Here is a 16,613-nt window from a genome sequence, read left to right on the forward strand (position 1 = left end):
CGCATTTTGCAGAGAGATTAGGCCGGATCTTGCTGCATCATGCCCCAGACTTCGTGACGACCCACATTTATGTCGAAGTCCCTGCCCGAAAGCAGTGACGTTACGCGGTTGAGTGGCCACACGGTCAGCGAGCCATAGCGGGCGGAGTAAATGCCCACCTGGTCGATGTCGTACTGGTTGGAGTAGTCAAGGAGCACGTATCCGAGAAGTTGATACACGTTCTCGGCCTTCAACGCATCTGGACGGAGGCCAGCCTTGTTCCTGGGGGCAAGTGTGGTCTTAATGTCTACAAGCAACCCTCCCGCTATGAGGTCAGCTTCGCCCGCGATCCGCTGAGCCGGCCCTGGCTCGGAGAGGTCGAAGGTGGGGCCAAGGCTAAAGGGACCCTTCAGTTGGGGAATGAGACGTTCTTGGGAGAGCTCCCTGAGTGCGATCAGCTCAGCGACGGCAGCATCATCGGCCTGACCGAGCATCCTGTCTGCCGTGAACTGGCCGCTTTGAACCATCTCAGGTACCAGCGGAGCCCAGGCGGGACCAGCTCGGTAGGCATTGACACATAGAGCGAGAGCCCAGGCGGCTCGGGCTGCGACCTCGCGGTCAGCTGCCTCACCTACGAGGGCTGACAGTTCATGGACAACCTGATGGTAGGTGGCATTGAACGGAAAGAGGGTGAGAGCTGACATGGGCGTTTCATCGGGTTCCAGGATTAGGCGGATGATCAGATCCATAGCAGTTCCGACTGTGCCTGCATTCGCGCCCATCGAGTCTATGAGGAGATCCCCGGCGAGGGCCTTGTATTCAGCCTGCAGGGGCTTGGTATTGGGGAAAGTACTTCTCAGGTAATGACCAATCGAGGTCTTGGGGTCTTTTACGTCCTTGCTGAGGAGCCCTGTGGTCTCGTACATGGCTTGACCGTAGCCGGTACCCCCGACAATCGTCGTAAAACGGTTACCGGAAGGGGCTCGCGCGCGCGACTCTCCGCAGTTTCTCCTTGGCCAGCATTCCGAGTAGTGCCCTTAGAGTATTTGCAGCGAGTACGAGAATTGGGGTTTTGGTGGCGAACAAGTGGCTGCAAGAGTACGTTTCAGCGTTCGGCGCCGACTGTAGGAACAAGCTGCAAGGTGGTGTGGGCCAAGCTGAGGCCTCGATCAGGAAACCCCTTGATGTACTCATTACCTCGATCGGCAAGCAGCTAGGTCTGGCCGTTGTAGCTTTTGACGAAGCTGCCGACACTGAACGAAGCGTCCGCCCCGACTACGCAGTTCAGGTAAACGGCGCCGTAAGTGGTTATGTGGAAGTGAAGGCACCAGGCGAAAACCTGGACCCCTCGGCTTTCTCAGGTCACAACCTCACCCAGTGGAATCGCCTCAAAGACCTTCCTAATCTGGTCTACACCAATGGCATCGAATGGCGATTGTGGCGGGGAGGTGAGCTTATCGGTGAACCCGTCCATCTCATCGGTGGCACGCTAACTACGGCCGGGACGAAGCTCTCACCCGGCGAACGTTTTGAAGGGCTTCTGACAGACTTCCTCCGCTGGAATCCTGTGGAGATAACCTCCGTAAAGAAACTGGTCACCACAATTGCCCCACTGACCCGTTTGCTTCGCGGCGAGGTTCTGGACACCTTGTCTGCCGAAAAGCGCGCTCTCAACAGCCCCGGGGGAAAGCTTTCGGAACAAATCTTCCTCGGCATGGCCAAGGAATGGAAACATCTCCTGTTCCCAGGGGCCACCGATGCGGAGTTTGCAGATGGCTACGCCCAAACGGTGACATTCGCCTTGCTCTTGGCCAAGTCCGAGGGGATTGACCTGGACGAAAAGGGCCTGCATGACAGCGCAAGCGACCTTGGCGAGTCCCACGGACTGATGGCGAAGGCTCTCCAGCTCCTTACCGATACGGTGTCCAAGAAGTTCCGGATCACCCTTGATCTGATGATTCGCACGATCAACGCCGTGAACTGGAAGGGCGTACATTCCGGCGTCAGCGATATGTACCTTCACCTTTACGAGCATTTCCTGGCCGTCTACGACAACGAGCTACGAAAGCAGTCAGGCAGTTACTACACGCCTGCTCCTGTCGTTGAGGAAATGACCCGCCTGACCGAAGAAGTGCTGGCCTGCAGGCTGGGAAAGTCCCTGCGCTTGCGGGATCCGGATGTCAGAGTTATCGACCCAGCCATGGGAACCGGAACGTTCCCCGTCCACATCATGGAGCGCGCTGCCGCACAAGCTGCGGCTGAAATAGGCCCTGGAGCAGCGACAGAAGCCATCAATTCAATTGCTCGGCGACTATATGGATTTGAACTCCAGACCGGACCCTACTCAGTGGCTGAACTGCGGTTGTCCGACCTCATTCGTGCCCACAACGCAAAGGTTCCAGACAATGGTCTCAACCTCTTCGTAGCCGACACTCTGGAAGACCCACATGTGGCGGTGGGTCAGATGTCCTACATGACCCAGCTCATCGCCCAACAGCGCCAGCGGGCCAACCACATCAAATCGACAACTAACGTCACCGTGTGCATCGGTAACCCGCCCTACAAGAACAATGCCGAAGGTAAGGGCGGCTGGGTCGAGAATGGTCCTGCAGGCAGCGTAGGCGAAGGCATCCTGGCCGACTTCCGTAAGGAGGGAAACGGAGCTCTCGAGTATCACCTCAAGAATCTTTACGTGTACTTCTGGCGGTGGGCGTTCTGGAAGGTCTTCGAGTCCACGCCGCCACCCGGGGCTTTGGACGGTGATGCCGGCATTATCTGCTTCATTACTCCCTCCAGCTTTATGTCCGGTGCTGCATTCAAAGGCATGCGAGAGTACATCAGACGGAACTGCTCTGAGGGCTGGCTTATTGATTGCTCGCCTGAAGGTCTGCGGCCGGCCGTGAACACGCGCATATTCCCTGGCGTGCAACACCCCTTGGCCATATCCATCTTTGTCCGCAAACCTGACAACAATCCACAGGTCCCTGCCAGCCTCCACTACACGTCGCTGCATGGACACCAAAGCCAGAAGTTCCAGCAGTTGCGCGATGTCACCATTGATGGCCCGGGGTGGCGGCCAGTGCGAGCCGAGTGGACAGCGCCCTTCACAGCCGCTGCTGCGGGAGATTGGGACTCGTACCCGGCCATTGATGACCTCTTCCGGTGGATAACAAGAGGAATCAAACCGAACCGGAACTGGGTCGTGGCACCCACCGTCGAGACCCTCAATTCCCGCTGGCTCGAACTAATTTCGTGCGATGACCGTGCCCGCAAAGAAGAGCTGTTCAAGAAGTCCAGAGACTCTTCGTTGGATAAGAGCAAGCTTCCTCTGTTCGGGGAGGACGTAGAGCAACAGACCACGAAGAGGTTTGCCGACGAGATCCGACTTGAACCGACCGTGGTCAGAGTGGGCCACCGATCGTTTGACCGGCAATACGTTATAGCTGACCACCGGCTCATGGATACACCCCGGCCCGACCTATGGCGGGCGCGAGTCCCGAACCAGGTCTTCCTGTTTGAGTTGCACACTAAGTCCTTGCGCACCGGTCCAGGAGTTAGCTTCTCAGCTCTGATCCCCAGCGAGGATTACTTCAAGGGCAGCGAGGGAGGCCGCGTAGCCGCCATGTACCACCCCGACGGAAGTCCAAACACAACTCTGGGTCTGCTGGAAGCGCTGTCTGCGGATCTGGGAACAGAGGTGTCGGTTGAAGACCTGATGGCATACGTGGCATGCACGGTCGCGCATAGTGCTTACACTGCGACTTTCACTCAGGAGCTTCAAACCCCGGGGGTGCGCGTACCGCTGACCAAGGATCCCGAACTTTGGCGGCAGAGCGTCGAACTTGGGCAAGAAGTGCTGTGGCTCCACACTTATGGACAGGCTTTCGCTGCGGGACGAGCAAAAAGCGTCCTCGCGGGCAGTGCACACCAGGTCAAATACCTGTCAGCAGTGAAGCATCTGGATGATGAGTACTCCTACGATCCTGTAACCCAAACACTGAGTTTTGGCGGCGGGTCATGGGGTCCGGTCCCGCCCCAGGTAATGGAATACAACACCGGCGGCAAGAAGACCGTAAACGCTTGGTTCTCGTATCGAAAGAAGTCACCAGTCGGAAAGAAGACCTCGCCCCTCGACGGCATCGCTGCGACCTACTGGGACGCAGCTTGGTCTACGGAATTGGCTGAGCTACTTACCGTGTTGGCTCACCTCATTAGTTTGGAGTCACGGCAGGAAGAGATTCTTAGCCAGATAATCGCTGCAGAACACTTCAGGCGTAGCGACTTGGAAGAACGCGGCGTGAAGTGGGCCAAGGCCCGCACCGACCGGGCGCCAAGCATCAGCCTCGAATCTGCGATGGCTGGCGGCCACCTGTTCTAAGTAGACCCGCCAGCTCTAAGCCGCTGCGCCTGCGTCCGCCGGAACGTCACTGCGGCTGAGGGCCCGGGTCAGCGAGGAAACGCTCACACTCAGTACCTGAGCTGTCTCTTTCAGCGTCTTTCCCTGGCTGCGCAGCTGCCTGGCGGCCTCTATCTTGGCCGGGGTCATCGTCCTAGGGCGGCCGCCAAGCCGGCCACGGGCCTTTGCCGCCGCTAAGCCGGCCTTTGTCCGTTCAGACAACCGGGATCGTTCGTACTCGGCGAGTGAAGCGAACATATCGAAGATGAGCTTTCCATGAGCGCTGGTCGTGTCTAGCCACGGTTCTGCGAGAGAGCGGAACCCTATCCCCCGCTGTCCCAGTACGGTCACTATGTCGGCCAAGTCAGCCGTGCTGCGGCCCAACCTGGTCAAGTCAGCAACGGTCAGAACATTCCCTGGTTGCAGGTAGTCCAGGCATTCCTTCCATCGTGTTCTTGCCTGCGTGGCACCGGACGCGTACTCCTGAAACACGCGCACGGCCCCGGCAGCCACGAGCGCATCCACTTGCGAATTCAGGGACTGCCCGCGAGTGCTTACCCGGGCGTACCCAATCACGTTGCCAGACACGTCAAAAAACCTCCATCTACGGTTTTGACCAGCTTTCATTTCGAGAACCAGTTTTGACCAACGATAAGAGGGCTTCTTCGACTTTTTCGGAGGCTGGCCGAAGAAGGGTCAGAAACGGTCGTTATTGACCCACCCCTCTGGGTCGCTGGAGTCTAATAATTACGTCTTGACGTAATTATTTTTTGAGCCGATCCCTGACTGCTTCGTCTAAGAAGTCGATGATCGACAGTCCGTGCTCAGCCACATAGTCATCCATCTCGTCTCGAAGTTCGATTTCTATCTTTGAGGAGAACGGCTCCATCCGACGCTTGCTCCGAGGGCGCCCCGGTCCCGGCCGCCTGTTTGAGGTTGACCGAGTAGCATCGCCTAGCGGTTCCCTAGGCTGTGCACGTAGAGGTTCCGTAGAAGGCGCTTGTTTGCTGTCGCTTCGCGAAGTTAAAACATCGACTACGTCCGCAGCGGGCGCCTTGCGGATTGCTGATTTTCTCTCTACTGGCATCAGTTGACTCCATCGATGTAGCGAGCATGCTCGACAAACTTTTCGGTCATGATTACAGCTCCCCTACTGTTGAGCTTTGTAAGAGGCGCCCTGGAGCTAACAGAATCCTGCATTGCGGTCCTGAGCGGAAGGTGCGGACTCCTTACGTTTGGGCCATAGGCAGCCTCCAGTTCGCCAATTTGGAAGGCATGCTCGCCCGTGAGAGGCGAACTGGTCTTATTGATGATGATTCCCAAGAACTCGAGTGCCGGGTTCAGGTGCGGTAGCGACTGCACCTTCTTTACTGTCTCCAGGAATTCGGTGACACCTTTAACGGAGAAGGCCGCAGGCTCCGTTATGGCTAGCACTCGATCAGCCCAGATAAGACCATTGAGCGTAAGACGACCCAGCGCCGGAGGCAGATCTATAAGAATGTGGTCGTATGCCGCCAATTCCTCCGCACCCCATGCGGCAGTTTTCAACCGCAACTCGGGAGTCATGATGCTTTCCGACTCCAGCCGCGCGAGCGATTCTGAACTAGGGATCAAATCAATACCAGGCCAAGAGGTCTCGGTGATGGCCTCACCCAGAGTGCCGGCCTCTCCCCCGTACAACACGTCGAAAATGTCGAACTCGCCAGTGCCTTCAAGTGCTTCGGTGACGTTGGCTTGAGGATCCAAGTCAATTATCAGCACCCTCTTTCCAATCAACTTCAGACCAGTGGCAAGACCGAGTGTCACAGAGGTTTTACCTACTCCGCCCTTTCGGTTCCCTATCGCAGTTACTTTCACAAGTCCCCTCAATCGCAATTAATAAATCTAGCAGTCTGTCAATCCGTCAATCCGTCAATCAATCTATCTTTACGTCATGACGTATTTATTTAGATAGGCTCCGCTTCCGCGGCGCGTGGTGCGCTGAGCCCGCGCAGCTTCTGTCTATCAATCTATCCGTCTATCTTTACGTCATGACGTATTTATCTCGGCGAGTCGCTCAATGGAGTGCTGAAGCGGCCCGCGCACGATGGGGGAGGGGGCATCCCTCCCCTCCCCTCCCCTTTAGAGCGACCGGAAGTCAATCTCCACTTCCACTTTGGAGCACTCCCGCCTTGAAGCAATACATCTATCCATCTATCTGTCCGTCATGACATATTTATTTCAGCGTTACGACCCATGGAAAGCTGAAGTGCCCGGTAATGCGCCTGGATCTGTGCGTATCAAAGCTGAGAGTAGACCACCCCAGTCTGACTGGCGCATAGACCAAAAGGCGTTAGCTGCATGCAATCATCTCCATCCCGGTCGGAGCGGCTATCGCTTGGGCGACCGATCGTCTCTACACTTGTCCGCCAGCGCGCCCAAAATAAATACGTCAAGATTGATTCCCTTGCTCCACCCGACGTTTAGCGGCCGGCTACGAGCGGAGGAAGTCTTAGCCGACTGTCCATAAAGGCCGAGTGCTCGGCCGATGGCCGCCAATATTGTGCCTGTTCGAGATCGTAGAGATACGTCTCAAGCCGCATGCCAAATTGCGGCATCATCCGGCGGTAGCCAATACTCTTCTCGTTCTGCGTCAAACACAACATTCTCTTCGACTTGAGGGGCCAGGAACCGGTCTAGGTAGGCGTGCCAAACAGCACGATCATGTCGGTTACGGCTGATCTGTTCGAGGTAGTCGTCCATGACGCCGAGTCGTGAGGCGAGCATTCGGAGGTTGACTGTGGTGGTCCTCCACGTATGGCCCTGGCGCTGGACCATACCCAGAGTTTCCATCTCTGACAGCGCGGCCGAGCATGCATTCCTGCTGACACCAGTAGCCCGCACGAGGTCTGCGGTAGTGGGGGAGTGGCGGCTACGTTCGATTGCCTCATACACCAGTGCTGTGGCATCGCTTAGTGCCCGGAATACCGGCCGGACGGCGTGAATTTTACCCTTACGCCACGTCAGTTCTCGGGCCAGTTGCTTGTACTGTTCCGGTAGTTGGATGAGGTACACGTCCGCGGCCTTGTAGCGGGCGTCCGCGATTTTTGTCAGGATCCCATCGGAGGCACTGACAAGGATCGGCAGGAGCCGCGCGATAGTGACGTGATGTTTTCCCATTGCGGCTGCCAGGGTGCGACAACCAACGTCAAGGACGTCCGTTTCCTTGGCCCTCATGTAGCCCAGTAGACCGCGAATGAGCAAGCGCAGGCTAATGCCTTGGCGGCCCTTAGCCTGCAGCCGGTGATCAAGCACGGCGTAGAGGATATTTTCCAGATCGTTCACGAGCTGGTGAAGGCCGGCACTACTGAGTTTCCCCGCCCCCCCTGTGGTTAAAGTTCGGCTTGTGTTGTTAATATGGGCACTCTTTTCCCCGTGTTTCCTGGGGCGTGGTCTCTGCGCTGCTTGTGTGAAAGTAAACGCTTGGACTTTGGTCCACTCGTAGGGCAGGAGCCGCGCCCGGCGTTCCGGGGTTCCATAGAGGGCTGCCAGACCCGGGAACTGGCCGTGGAGCTCGTTCGCAACCTGGTTTAGGGACCAGCCGCAGGCGCTGAAGTGACCCAGCACGGCCATTCGAGCCTCGGACGGGCTCTTATACCGGGCCGTGTCATACAGCCCGGTACGGGCAACCCTGCGCAGAGGGGCCTCACTCGCCGAGGTCAAGGAGAGGTGCGGCAGTGTGCCAGTGCGCTGCGCGGCGACTGCCTTGACTGCCCGGGCATTGAGGGCTCGTTTCCGGGCCAGTTCCGGCGCCAAAGCAGCACGAAGCTTGAGCAGAGCGGCGACCGGGTTGCGGCGGCGCATGATGTCGTACGCCTTGGATAGAGGAGTGATCAGGGTTTGGTGACCACCAGACTTGTGCACCGACCCGGGAACACGGATACACCCATCCGTAATGTTCTGGTGCGGACTAGGGTCAAGACTCATCGCCATCAACGCCAGTGCTTCCACCAGCTCCCTGGCTTCGGCCGCGTCCATCCGCTCCGCAAGGGGGATGTAGAGGTGTCGGCCGCCGCTTGGGGAGGAGTCTTCAACGAACGCCAGGCCGCAGGCCTGCAGGAGGTGCCGCAGCTTGGCCGCATCGGCGTTGACAACTTCTTTGAGCGCTTTAGAGGTGTCAAGGTCCAGACAGAGCGTGGCAACGTTGCCGTCCGAGCCATGAATCATGACTGCAGCGGGGGCTTTCGGCAGTGACCGGGTAATCTCTGGCGGGTTCGTTGGGCGCGGGTACTGGAACCTGGAACCGATCCAGCGACCGGTCCTGTAGGTAGATTGGCCGGCGATCAATGGAGCAAGCGCCCAAGCTTCAACCGGCGCCGGTTGTGGTGTATCTTTCGGTCGCGTCGTTGTTGACGCAGGTGGGTAGGGCTGTACCATAGACAGCAGTTACTCCTCTCCGGAGGGTACGAAAAATCCACCCACCAGGGTGGGTGTTGAAAAGTTCAGATCGTGTCCCGCCAAGAACGAGATCTGAACGGCTTACTTAACGAAGGCCCGCCATGTGCGGGCCTTCAGTTCTTAACTGGCCTTTGCGATAGGCAAGGCCTCCTGTAGAAGTTCGTCAAGATCCACGGTGTCCAGCCACTCAAGAAACACGTTGGTCACGTACGGACCAGGCTTCTGCCCGAACAGCGCAGCGAGCTGCCGGAGCTTGTTAGCCTTCTCTGGATCTTCAATCTGGAGGGCAACAGTCCATGGCTTCGAACTCACCTGAGACTGTGGCACCACTGGGCGCGTCGGCTTGGGCAGGTTAGGGACCATAGTGTGATTCTTGCGGTTAAAAAATAAATTAAGTGGGAGGCGCCGTCTCGGCGTGTCGCCGGGCTTCGTAATTAGCTCCGCTGTTGTGGTGGACAACCGGGTTCACATCCCCATGACGTGATAGCCGCCATCAACGTGCAGTATCTCGCCCGTGGTGGCCGGAAACCAGTCGGACAAGAGTGCTACGACTGCCTTTGCCACAGGTTCGAGGTTGGTCCTGTCCCACCCTAAGGGGGCGCGTCCCTCCCAGACTCCATCCGTGCTCTCGATGCCATCTATGGCTGCCACTGTGAAGTTGTCCAGGGGGCCGCACGCCACCAGGTTTGTTCGGATTTTTCGTTTGCCTAGGTGGTAGGCGAGGTAGCGGTTGGTTGCTTCGTATGTAGCTTTCGCAACTCCTGCCCAGCCGTAGATTGGCCACACCGGCGTTCCGTCGAGGGTGACGCCTACGATGCTGGCTTTGTCGTTGAGGACGGGGAGGCAGGCTTTGGCTACCGCCTGGAGCGACGCTCCAGAGATCTGAAGGCTCGTGGAGAGGTCGTCCCAGTCGGCCGTCATGAATCCTGGGCCGACTGCTTCCGGTTTGCTGGCGGAGATGCAGTGGATGACGCCGTCCAGGCTGTTTGTATGTTCAAGGATTCGGCTGCTTAGTGAGTCCAAATCGTCTTGTCTTGTGGCGTCTAGTTCGAGGACTGGACCGGGGGAGGGGAGGCGTTGAACTATCTTCTGTGTGACCTTGGATCGGCGGCCGAAGCCCGTGAAAATGAGGGAGGCTCCTTCTTGTTGGGCAAGTTCGGCCGCGGCGTACGCGATGCTCCGCTCGGTGAAAATTCCGGTGACAAGGATGGTTTTCCCATCGAGAATTCCCATTTACGCTCCTGTTCCTACCGGCACGAGGCTCAGCATGAGGTATCGGCTTAGATCTTCGTCAGCGCTTATTGGTGCGACAGCAACAGCGAACTCCTGCCATGCTTCAGCGGTGGTTCTGAGCCGAACATTAGTGGATGCCTCCGGCCCTATTTTTCCGGCAGCTGCCGCTGCCAGATGGCGCTCGAACATGAACTTGTCCTCGGGGTGGGCTAAAGCCGCCACATTGCCTTCAAAATCTGGTTGAAGTCCAAAGTGGGACCACTTGCTTGAAGTCCTGAAAGTAACTTCCTGTTGCAAGTCAATTGCGGCAAAAGCCCTGTCAGCAGCAAGCGCGAAAAGGGCTTCAGCTACAAGGCCGGCCGAGACGGGGGAAAGCCCAGGCGTGACAACTTTGGTAGGGGAATCCACCTCGCGGCTAAATCCCCGAAGCATGATCGCTTCGGGGTAATCGGGATCGTCATAGGCTCTGGCGGACATTGCGATCTGCTTTTTCCCGGGGTTTGCACTTCCGTAGCCGTAGACGATCTCGTAGGAGAGCAAGTGTCGGCTGCGGTTGTTGACTGAGATGCCGCTGTCGATGACCAGTTTGATGGTGTCTCTGTCTTTTGTGGAGATGAGCTTTGCCAACCATTCGCCGGCTGGCCCACGCTTGCTCTCGACGGTAGCTGGATCGATTCCGTAGATCTCGAAGAGGTTGGAGTCCCATAGTGAGGAGTCGTCGCCAATATTCTTGCCGGTCTGCTTGTGGACGCGCCATTGCCAAGTGCCCAGGAGGGGGGCTGCCGGGACAGGACGGCCCGGGTATTCGAAGACCCCGTAGGCACCGACGATGCGATTGCCGTCGGGGGACACGATTGGGTGAGCGATAACGGCATATTCAGAAGCACCGTACCGGACAATGCCATCAAAGGCCTCCCCGGAAGTGAGTGCCGTCCTGAGCTTTTCGAGCAGTACGGTTCTGGTACGTTCGTCCAGCCAGTTCCTCGGGCTGATTCCAGGGTGATTCTCACCGCCCACGGCCAGCAGAGAAACTCCGTCTGGCGTTGTGTCCAGGACGACCCAGCGTCCCTTTGCATCGATGCCTTGTTTAGACACGGGCAGCCTTTCGTTCTTGACGGCATGGGACCGGGGTAGCTGGAGGGCTCAGTGGAACGCCGAAGAATGAACTCAGTTGGACACCAAGATGTACCTGTCCGTCAACGGTCTTTACGATCCCGGCTGCCTCCAGCTTGGAAAGTTCGTGAGCAACGACGGAGAGGCAGAGCTCAAGCCCCTCGGCGATTTCCTCTGGTCGCTGCGGAACTCGAAGGAGGTTCAACGCGCGGAGAATCCGGAGGGAGGGGGTAGAAGCAGCGACGCATACGGCAGTGAGTGCATTGGGGTGCATGACTTTAAGCCCTAACGAATTGAGGGTTGGAAGCCAGCACACCACTGTCCAGCAGCACACTTGAGGTATGTGAGGTATAGGCCTAGAAGCTCTCCGGACCACTTTGGACCCTACCTGTAGAGTGCAAAGGTGGGCAAGTTTATGGTTGAGTCTCCAGTCGCATTTGTTATCGGAGCAACACGGGGGATTGGTAAGGCAACTGCCAGCCGATTTTTGGAAGAGGGCTACGTTGTGGCTGGCACTCATCGGGGAAGCGGCGTTGGAGACGGTGTCCACGGAATCGAGTGCGACGTCACGGAAGCTGCGGCAATAAAGGCAGCATTCAAAGAGGTAGTGGCCACCTTCGGGAGGCTCGACACCGTCGTCTATAACGCGGGCATGGCTCGTCAAGATCTTCTCATCCGAATGAGGGACGAAGATCTGAGGCTAGTTATGGAGACGAACCTTTTCGGTGCCTTTACCGCCGTCCAGGAATCCCTGAAGTACATGGGCCGTGCTCGAAGTGGATCCATTCTGCTTATTTCCTCTGAGTCGTCTCGGACTGGCATCCCTGGCTCTGCTCACTACACATCATCGAAGGCTGCTCTCGACGGCCTGGTGCGCTCCGCGATGTGGGAGGCCGGTCCGCGTGGAATCCGAATAAATGTTGTTGCCCCGGGACCTACGAAGACGGACATGTTGGCTCGAGTCGAAGAGGCTGACTTGGAACGGCTCATCGACAGTTCACCCTTAAAGCGGATAGCAGAACCTGAAGAAATTGCCGATGCCATTTTCAAGATCAGCACCCTGTCCTACCTGACTGGAGCGCTCATTCCCGTCACTGGAGGCGAAGGCCTCGGCTACTAGCCTTCCAAAGGTTCTTGTCCGGGCTGAAGCAGGTCAATACCAAGGAAGTCGTAGAGGGCTTTGGCCATTCGGTTGTACCGCTCCTTATTGACTTCCCATCTCGTTGAGCGTCCGACACGCTCCCCCCTCGGCGGGTCGCCAATGAGAATGCCTAGATCTTCAAGCTGATCAAGATTTCGTCCTACCAGGCTCGTGTCCAGCGACAGTTCCTTGATGAGCGTCGCCCGTAGTGTCGGCCCGTTCGCGTAGAGATAACCTACAATCGCCAAGCGGCTGGGCGTGCTGATGACCCTCTGGGCCAGCAGGAGATCCTCTGACCAGTTCTCCTCTGGAAGGGCGTATTTAGGCACGGTCCCCATTTTGCCCCTAAGCAGAGCGATTTTCATATTTGATTCGCTCTCATCAGCTCCCACAACCCACTTATAGAAGTTTTTAACAGATTCTTCAGTGCATTTAATGCGTTCATCATGTTACCTTTCTATCAGCAATGAGGGCATTAAACGAGTTCTTTGGCCGCGCCACTTCAGCCGCAGAGCCGCAGGCTCCCTCCGGTAGAAGGCGCTTCGGTCCGCTTCCGATGGGGTTGCGGGCCGTTTCAGAGGACGCATGAACCGCAACGGATTCATGTCTAGGTGAACGAGGAAAGGTGGGACCTCTGCGATGACAGAACTGAATTTTCCGGGCGCCCGGCGCTCGGACTTGTATGTAGAAACGGAAGAACGGCCCGAAGCAGCGTCTGCGGCCATGGCATTCGAAGAGCTGGCGGATCCGTTCATGGAGCCGGCTGAACCTGGGACCGCCGCCCCGGTCCGGGGAACGGAAAGCGGAAAGACCGCGTCGGCGACAACAGCAACGACAACAACCGCCGTCGTAGACTCACACGATGACGACCCCGAACCCATCGCACCTGCGAAGGAGGGTTTCGCGGGTTTCCTGAACCAGTTCTTCGGCGGGGCGTTCAAACTCGCACCATCAGCGAAGGAATTGGAGGCCCGCACTGTGGCTGCGGCTCAGGGCCGTTTTGAAGACCTGATCCGGCAGTCCACGTGGACCCGCGCTGTCGGTGTCCTCGTGGCAAATAAGAAGGGCACGGCCGGAAAGACACCGCTCTCGATCCTTCTCGGCGGAGTCCTGGCCGCGATCCGTGGCGGATCGGTGGCGATCCTTGAAACCTCCGATGACAAAGGCCAGCTGGCATACCGGGCTGAGGGGGATCCGCAGCTCGGGATGGGGGAACTGGTCGCCAATATCACCAATGTCCGCACCCAGTCCCAACTTCGGGGATACACGGTGACGCAAACGAGTTTTGCCTCGGTCATCGGCTCCACACCCAAGTGGCGTCCGCCACTGACCCGGGAGAACGTGCTCGACGTGGCCTCGATCGTGGATGAGCACTTCACTATCCGCGTCATGGACACCGGCAACCAGTACAGCTCAGGCCCTTTCGGGGCCGCGGTGGAGGTAGCTGACGTCCTCATCATCCCCACGATGCTTGCCCAGGACGCGGTATCTGAAGCCGTGGAACTGCTGGAGTTCCTGGAACACCAAGGGGCGGAAGCTGGCCGGCTGGCACGGACGGCAATTGTGGTGATGATGTCCGACGGCCGGCCTGAGTTCAAGCCGGCCAAGCTGAAGAAGCAGTTCGTGGACAAGGGCATCGCGGAGGACCACATCTACTCGGTCCCGTATGACTCCCACGTCGCCGAGCGCGGGGCGCTGACGCTGGAAAAGCTCGCCCCGGTGACACGACAGGCCCTGACCGCGATTGCTGCTGGCGTGGTCGCCCAAACGAACCAGAACGTCTTTGAAAAGGATCAGAACCGATGAGCGTCATCCTCTCTACCCTTGCCGAACTGTCCACAAGCGTTGACCCTGCCACCATCCTTCAGGCCGGCCCTGTGCCGATGATCGACAATCCCTTTCCCGGCATCCCGGACTTCACGTCCTTGGGCGGAAAGTTCACCGAATGGTGGCAGCGGCTCTTCGCCGTGGGGTGGGGCATTGCCCTCATCATCGCCGGCGCTTATCTGATCGTTGGCTTGGTCGCCATGGCCAAAGCGGATTCGAACAATCCCCACGCTCACGCCGAGGGTAAGAAGAAGGCCATGGGGGCCGGTATTGGCCTGTCGTGCTTGGCGGGATTCGCTGTCATCGTAGGGGCCATCCTCGCGGTGGCGGGCTGATGGTTCGCCGAAGCTCAACTGCCGATGCCCGGCGCGGATTCCCGCGCTGGGCATGGTTCGTTATCGGTATCGCGGTGGTCATTGCCTTGGTGGCCGGGGTGAGCGCCTGGTACCAGGCCGGCCCTCGGGCGGCCGGTCCGACTGCAGCTGCGCTTGCCACCACGGACGCGGCCGCGCTGCCTAACGGTTGCCTTGCGGGCGCGTCCAACGAGGCGGCTGGGCTTTTGAAGGCCCAGAAGGAAGCCCCGCACAGCGAAGCCGGGGCGGTTGGTCTTGCCGCCGCCGTCCTGCGTTGGATTGCGCAGTACCCCCGGCCCACTGCCTGGGACGGAGCCACCGTTTCCACGGCCATCCTGGCTGAGGGAGCGACGGGGACCGTCGCCAGCTTGGCATCAAACCTGGCTGCAGCCCAGCCGCTGCCCGGGGTAACGTCCGGGTCCTTGAACTTTGCTGACGGCCGCTATGTGGTCGAGGAGGCAACCCCCGACATGGTGCGGGTTACCGTTGGCGGGGCCGAGGTGCGTAACGGCAAGCCCACGGATCAGAAGATCGCTTCCACCATCACGCTCGTGTGGGAAGACGGGGCTTGGAAAGTCCGCAGCGACGGCAACGACCGGGCCCTTGATGACCTCTTCGCTACTGGTTCCTCATTCGCCGGGGGGTGCTGATTCATGTTCATGCTGATCCCGATGGAAGACAAGCCGGGCCCCGGCGGACTTGTAGGCGGCCTGATCGACGCCGCCGTTGGAGCTGTCAAAGCTACAAAACCTGCTACGGACGCCATTAGCGGTGCAGTGAACTTCGCTGCTGATCCACTGGGGGCGATCTTCACCGCAACTCGTGCGGGCGCCCAGGGGCTGGCGAAAGACCTGCTACCGGCCCTCGCTCACGCAACGGAACCTGACCTGACTGCCGATTGGTTTATCAAGGCATACGCGATCAGCTTCGCCCTATCAATCGTGGTCTGGGGCTTCCTGCTGCTCTTCCAATTCGTGGCCGTAGCCCGGGGCACCCTTGCCGGCCAGGAGTTCGCAGAAGTCCTCACGACGAAGACCGCACTGTTCTTCGGAGGCGCCCTCTTCGGACCCCTCATCGGCGTAATGACGGTCAAGACTCTAGGTTCCCTGTCGGACAGTCTCATCTCCTGGGGGATCATCTCGTCTTCCGACCGGATGCTCCAAACCATGGATTCGATGCTCAAAACCGACGCGGCCGCTGTGCCGGGTGGCGTCATCGTGGGAATCCTGCTGATGGTGTGCATGATCATCGGGCTGTTCGTCGTGGTCATCATGCTCGCCGTGATGCTGGTTACCTTGTACTTCTCCGGCGTCATGGCCCCGCTGGGGATGGTCTGGTTCACCTCATCCAAACATGGCTCCTTCGGCCGGAAGATCCCGCTTCTGTGGTTCGGCATCCTCGCTTGCCACCCGCTGCTGTTCTTCATGCTCGGGATCGCCTACAACATGATCGCCGCGTCCGCGTCCTGGATGAAGTGGAGCGATGGTCTGGGCACCCTGATGAACATCATCGCTTCCTTTATCGCGCTGATGATTGCAGGGCTGGCGCCGATGATCTTGATGAAGTTTGCGCCGGTCATCCCGTCGGGGGCCGGAGGTCAGAATGGCCCCTCCCTGACCCCTCCCCGGAAGGAGTACGGGCCCCAGAGCATGCGGGACGTGAAGGACTTGAACCGCGGCGGCTCCAGCGGCTCAACCGGGGTTGATTCGACACCGGGCGTCCAGGGCTCATCGCAGGACCAAGCGGCTGCTCCGGAGGAGGGATCCCTTGTCCGCAAGCTCCGTGAGCTGAACAGCGGTTCGCACGCCGATGCAGGGTCCACTCCGGGCGGCGCAGCCGGAACTCCTGCAGGGGCCAGCACTGCTGCACCCAAGCCCGGCGCTGGGGTTAGCGCACCCGCGTCCGCCGGCGCGGCCGCGCGTGGATCTGGTGGTATGGCTGCAGCTGGTGCAGCTGAATCCGCAACCGGAGCCGGTGCGGCAATTGGCGTTCCCACGCTGCTGGCCGCTGGTGCCGTGGCGGCAGCCGAGAAGGCCAAAGACCTGGGCGAAAGCGCAGCACGGCTCGGCGCTGCTGGTGGAGAGTACGCCGCCGGTGGCATGGACGACGAAACCGAACGGTACGGGGGATAACC

15 protein-coding genes are annotated in these 16,613 nt (G+C 58.8%); 7 read left to right on the forward strand and 8 right to left on the reverse strand.

The features are described from left to right. Positions 1 to 17: 17 nt before the first annotated feature. Positions 18 to 905, reverse strand: a complete 888-nt coding sequence (locus PUN71_RS15425) for a hypothetical protein (RefSeq protein WP_277799114.1) — start codon at positions 903 to 905, stop codon at positions 18 to 20. A 149-nt stretch (positions 906 to 1,054) separates the two neighbouring features. On the opposite strand from PUN71_RS15425, the gene PUN71_RS15430 reads away from it, so the two are divergent. Next, positions 1,055 to 4,357 (forward strand): type ISP restriction/modification enzyme, encoded by a 3,303-nt coding sequence (locus PUN71_RS15430; protein WP_277799115.1) that lies wholly within the window; start codon positions 1,055 to 1,057, stop codon positions 4,355 to 4,357. 15 nt (positions 4,358 to 4,372) lie between these two features. Here PUN71_RS15430 and PUN71_RS15435 read toward each other — a convergent pair whose 3' ends face one another. The 6 genes from PUN71_RS15435 to PUN71_RS15460 form a co-directional block, all read right to left on the reverse strand. Next, complete coding sequence (locus PUN71_RS15435) at positions 4,373 to 4,963, reverse strand: recombinase family protein (RefSeq protein WP_277799116.1); 591 nt, start codon at positions 4,961 to 4,963, stop codon at positions 4,373 to 4,375. Positions 4,964 to 5,461: 498 nt separating this feature from the next. After that, a complete protein-coding gene (locus PUN71_RS15440) occupies positions 5,462 to 6,232 on the reverse strand; it encodes a ParA family protein (protein ID WP_277799117.1) in 771 nt (256 codons plus the stop codon). 714 nt (positions 6,233 to 6,946) lie between these two features. Next, on the reverse strand, positions 6,947 to 8,581 hold the full coding sequence (locus PUN71_RS15445; RefSeq protein WP_277799118.1) for a hypothetical protein: 1,635 nt from the start codon (positions 8,579 to 8,581) through the stop codon (positions 6,947 to 6,949). A gap of 351 nt (positions 8,582 to 8,932) precedes the next feature. Next, positions 8,933 to 9,175: a hypothetical protein gene (locus PUN71_RS15450; RefSeq protein WP_277799119.1), complete on the reverse strand. Its 243-nt coding sequence runs from the start codon at positions 9,173 to 9,175 to the stop codon at positions 8,933 to 8,935. 102 nt (positions 9,176 to 9,277) lie between these two features. After that, a complete protein-coding gene (fabI, locus tag PUN71_RS15455) occupies positions 9,278 to 10,045 on the reverse strand; it encodes an enoyl-ACP reductase FabI (protein WP_277799120.1) in 768 nt (255 codons plus the stop codon). Next, positions 10,046 to 11,140, reverse strand: a complete 1,095-nt coding sequence (locus PUN71_RS15460; protein ID WP_277799121.1) for a hypothetical protein — start codon at positions 11,138 to 11,140, stop codon at positions 10,046 to 10,048. It lies immediately after the preceding gene. Positions 11,141 to 11,216: 76 nt separating this feature from the next. On the opposite strand from PUN71_RS15460, the gene PUN71_RS15465 reads away from it, so the two are divergent. Beyond that, positions 11,217 to 11,447 (forward strand): hypothetical protein, encoded by a 231-nt coding sequence (locus PUN71_RS15465; RefSeq protein WP_277799122.1) that lies wholly within the window; start codon positions 11,217 to 11,219, stop codon positions 11,445 to 11,447. Between the two features lie 114 nt (positions 11,448 to 11,561). Beyond that, the gene (locus PUN71_RS15470) at positions 11,562 to 12,278 is read left to right on the forward strand and encodes an SDR family NAD(P)-dependent oxidoreductase (protein WP_277799123.1); all 717 of its coding nucleotides are present in this window, start codon (positions 11,562 to 11,564) and stop codon (positions 12,276 to 12,278) included. Here PUN71_RS15470 and PUN71_RS15475 read toward each other — a convergent pair. Next, entirely contained in the window at positions 12,275 to 12,691 is a 417-nt protein-coding gene (locus PUN71_RS15475) for an ArsR family transcriptional regulator (protein ID WP_277799124.1), read from the reverse strand. The genes PUN71_RS15470 and PUN71_RS15475 overlap by 4 nt on opposite strands. A gap of 331 nt (positions 12,692 to 13,022) precedes the next feature. On the opposite strand from PUN71_RS15475, the gene PUN71_RS15480 reads away from it, so the two are divergent. Genes PUN71_RS15480 through PUN71_RS15495 form a run of 4 tightly spaced genes read left to right on the forward strand, consistent with a single transcriptional unit; the run spans position 13,023 to position 16,611 of the window. Continuing rightward, on the forward strand, positions 13,023 to 14,105 hold the full coding sequence (locus PUN71_RS15480; protein ID WP_277799125.1) for a MinD/ParA family ATP-binding protein: 1,083 nt from the start codon (positions 13,023 to 13,025) through the stop codon (positions 14,103 to 14,105). Further along, positions 14,102 to 14,461 (forward strand): hypothetical protein, encoded by a 360-nt coding sequence (locus PUN71_RS15485; protein WP_277799126.1) that lies wholly within the window; start codon positions 14,102 to 14,104, stop codon positions 14,459 to 14,461. The genes PUN71_RS15480 and PUN71_RS15485 overlap by 4 nt, the downstream gene beginning before the upstream one ends. Beyond that, positions 14,461 to 15,129, forward strand: a complete 669-nt coding sequence (locus tag PUN71_RS15490) for a hypothetical protein (protein WP_277799127.1) — start codon at positions 14,461 to 14,463, stop codon at positions 15,127 to 15,129. Before PUN71_RS15485 ends, PUN71_RS15490 begins: the two co-directional genes overlap by 1 nt. 3 nt (positions 15,130 to 15,132) lie before the next feature. Beyond that, positions 15,133 to 16,611, forward strand: coding sequence for a hypothetical protein (locus PUN71_RS15495; RefSeq protein WP_277799128.1), 1,479 nt, complete (start codon positions 15,133 to 15,135; stop codon positions 16,609 to 16,611). Positions 16,612 to 16,613: the final 2 nt, after the last annotated feature.

The sequence above is a fragment of the Arthrobacter sp. NQ7 genome, from assembly GCF_029581595.2.
In the GTDB taxonomy this organism is placed as follows: Bacteria; Actinomycetota; Actinomycetes; order Actinomycetales; family Micrococcaceae; genus Arthrobacter; species Arthrobacter phenanthrenivorans_B.

Coding starts and splice junctions, on each gene's coding strand:
- PUN71_RS15425 (WP_277799114.1), bottom strand. CDS start 905: ATGTACGAGACCACAGGGCTCCTCAGCAAGGACGTAAAAGACCCCAAG.
- PUN71_RS15445 (WP_277799118.1), bottom strand. CDS start 8,581: ATGATTCATGGCTCGGACGGCAACGTTGCCACGCTCTGTCTGGACCTT.
- PUN71_RS15450 (WP_277799119.1), bottom strand. CDS start 9,175: ATGGTCCCTAACCTGCCCAAGCCGACGCGCCCAGTGGTGCCACAGTCT.
- fabI (WP_277799120.1), bottom strand. CDS start 10,045: ATGGGAATTCTCGATGGGAAAACCATCCTTGTCACCGGAATTTTCACC.
- PUN71_RS15480 (WP_277799125.1), top strand. CDS start 13,023: ATGGCATTCGAAGAGCTGGCGGATCCGTTCATGGAGCCGGCTGAACCT.
- PUN71_RS15485 (WP_277799126.1), top strand. CDS start 14,102: ATGAGCGTCATCCTCTCTACCCTTGCCGAACTGTCCACAAGCGTTGAC.
- PUN71_RS15490 (WP_277799127.1), top strand. CDS start 14,461: ATGGTTCGCCGAAGCTCAACTGCCGATGCCCGGCGCGGATTCCCGCGC.
- PUN71_RS15495 (WP_277799128.1), top strand. CDS start 15,133: ATGTTCATGCTGATCCCGATGGAAGACAAGCCGGGCCCCGGCGGACTT.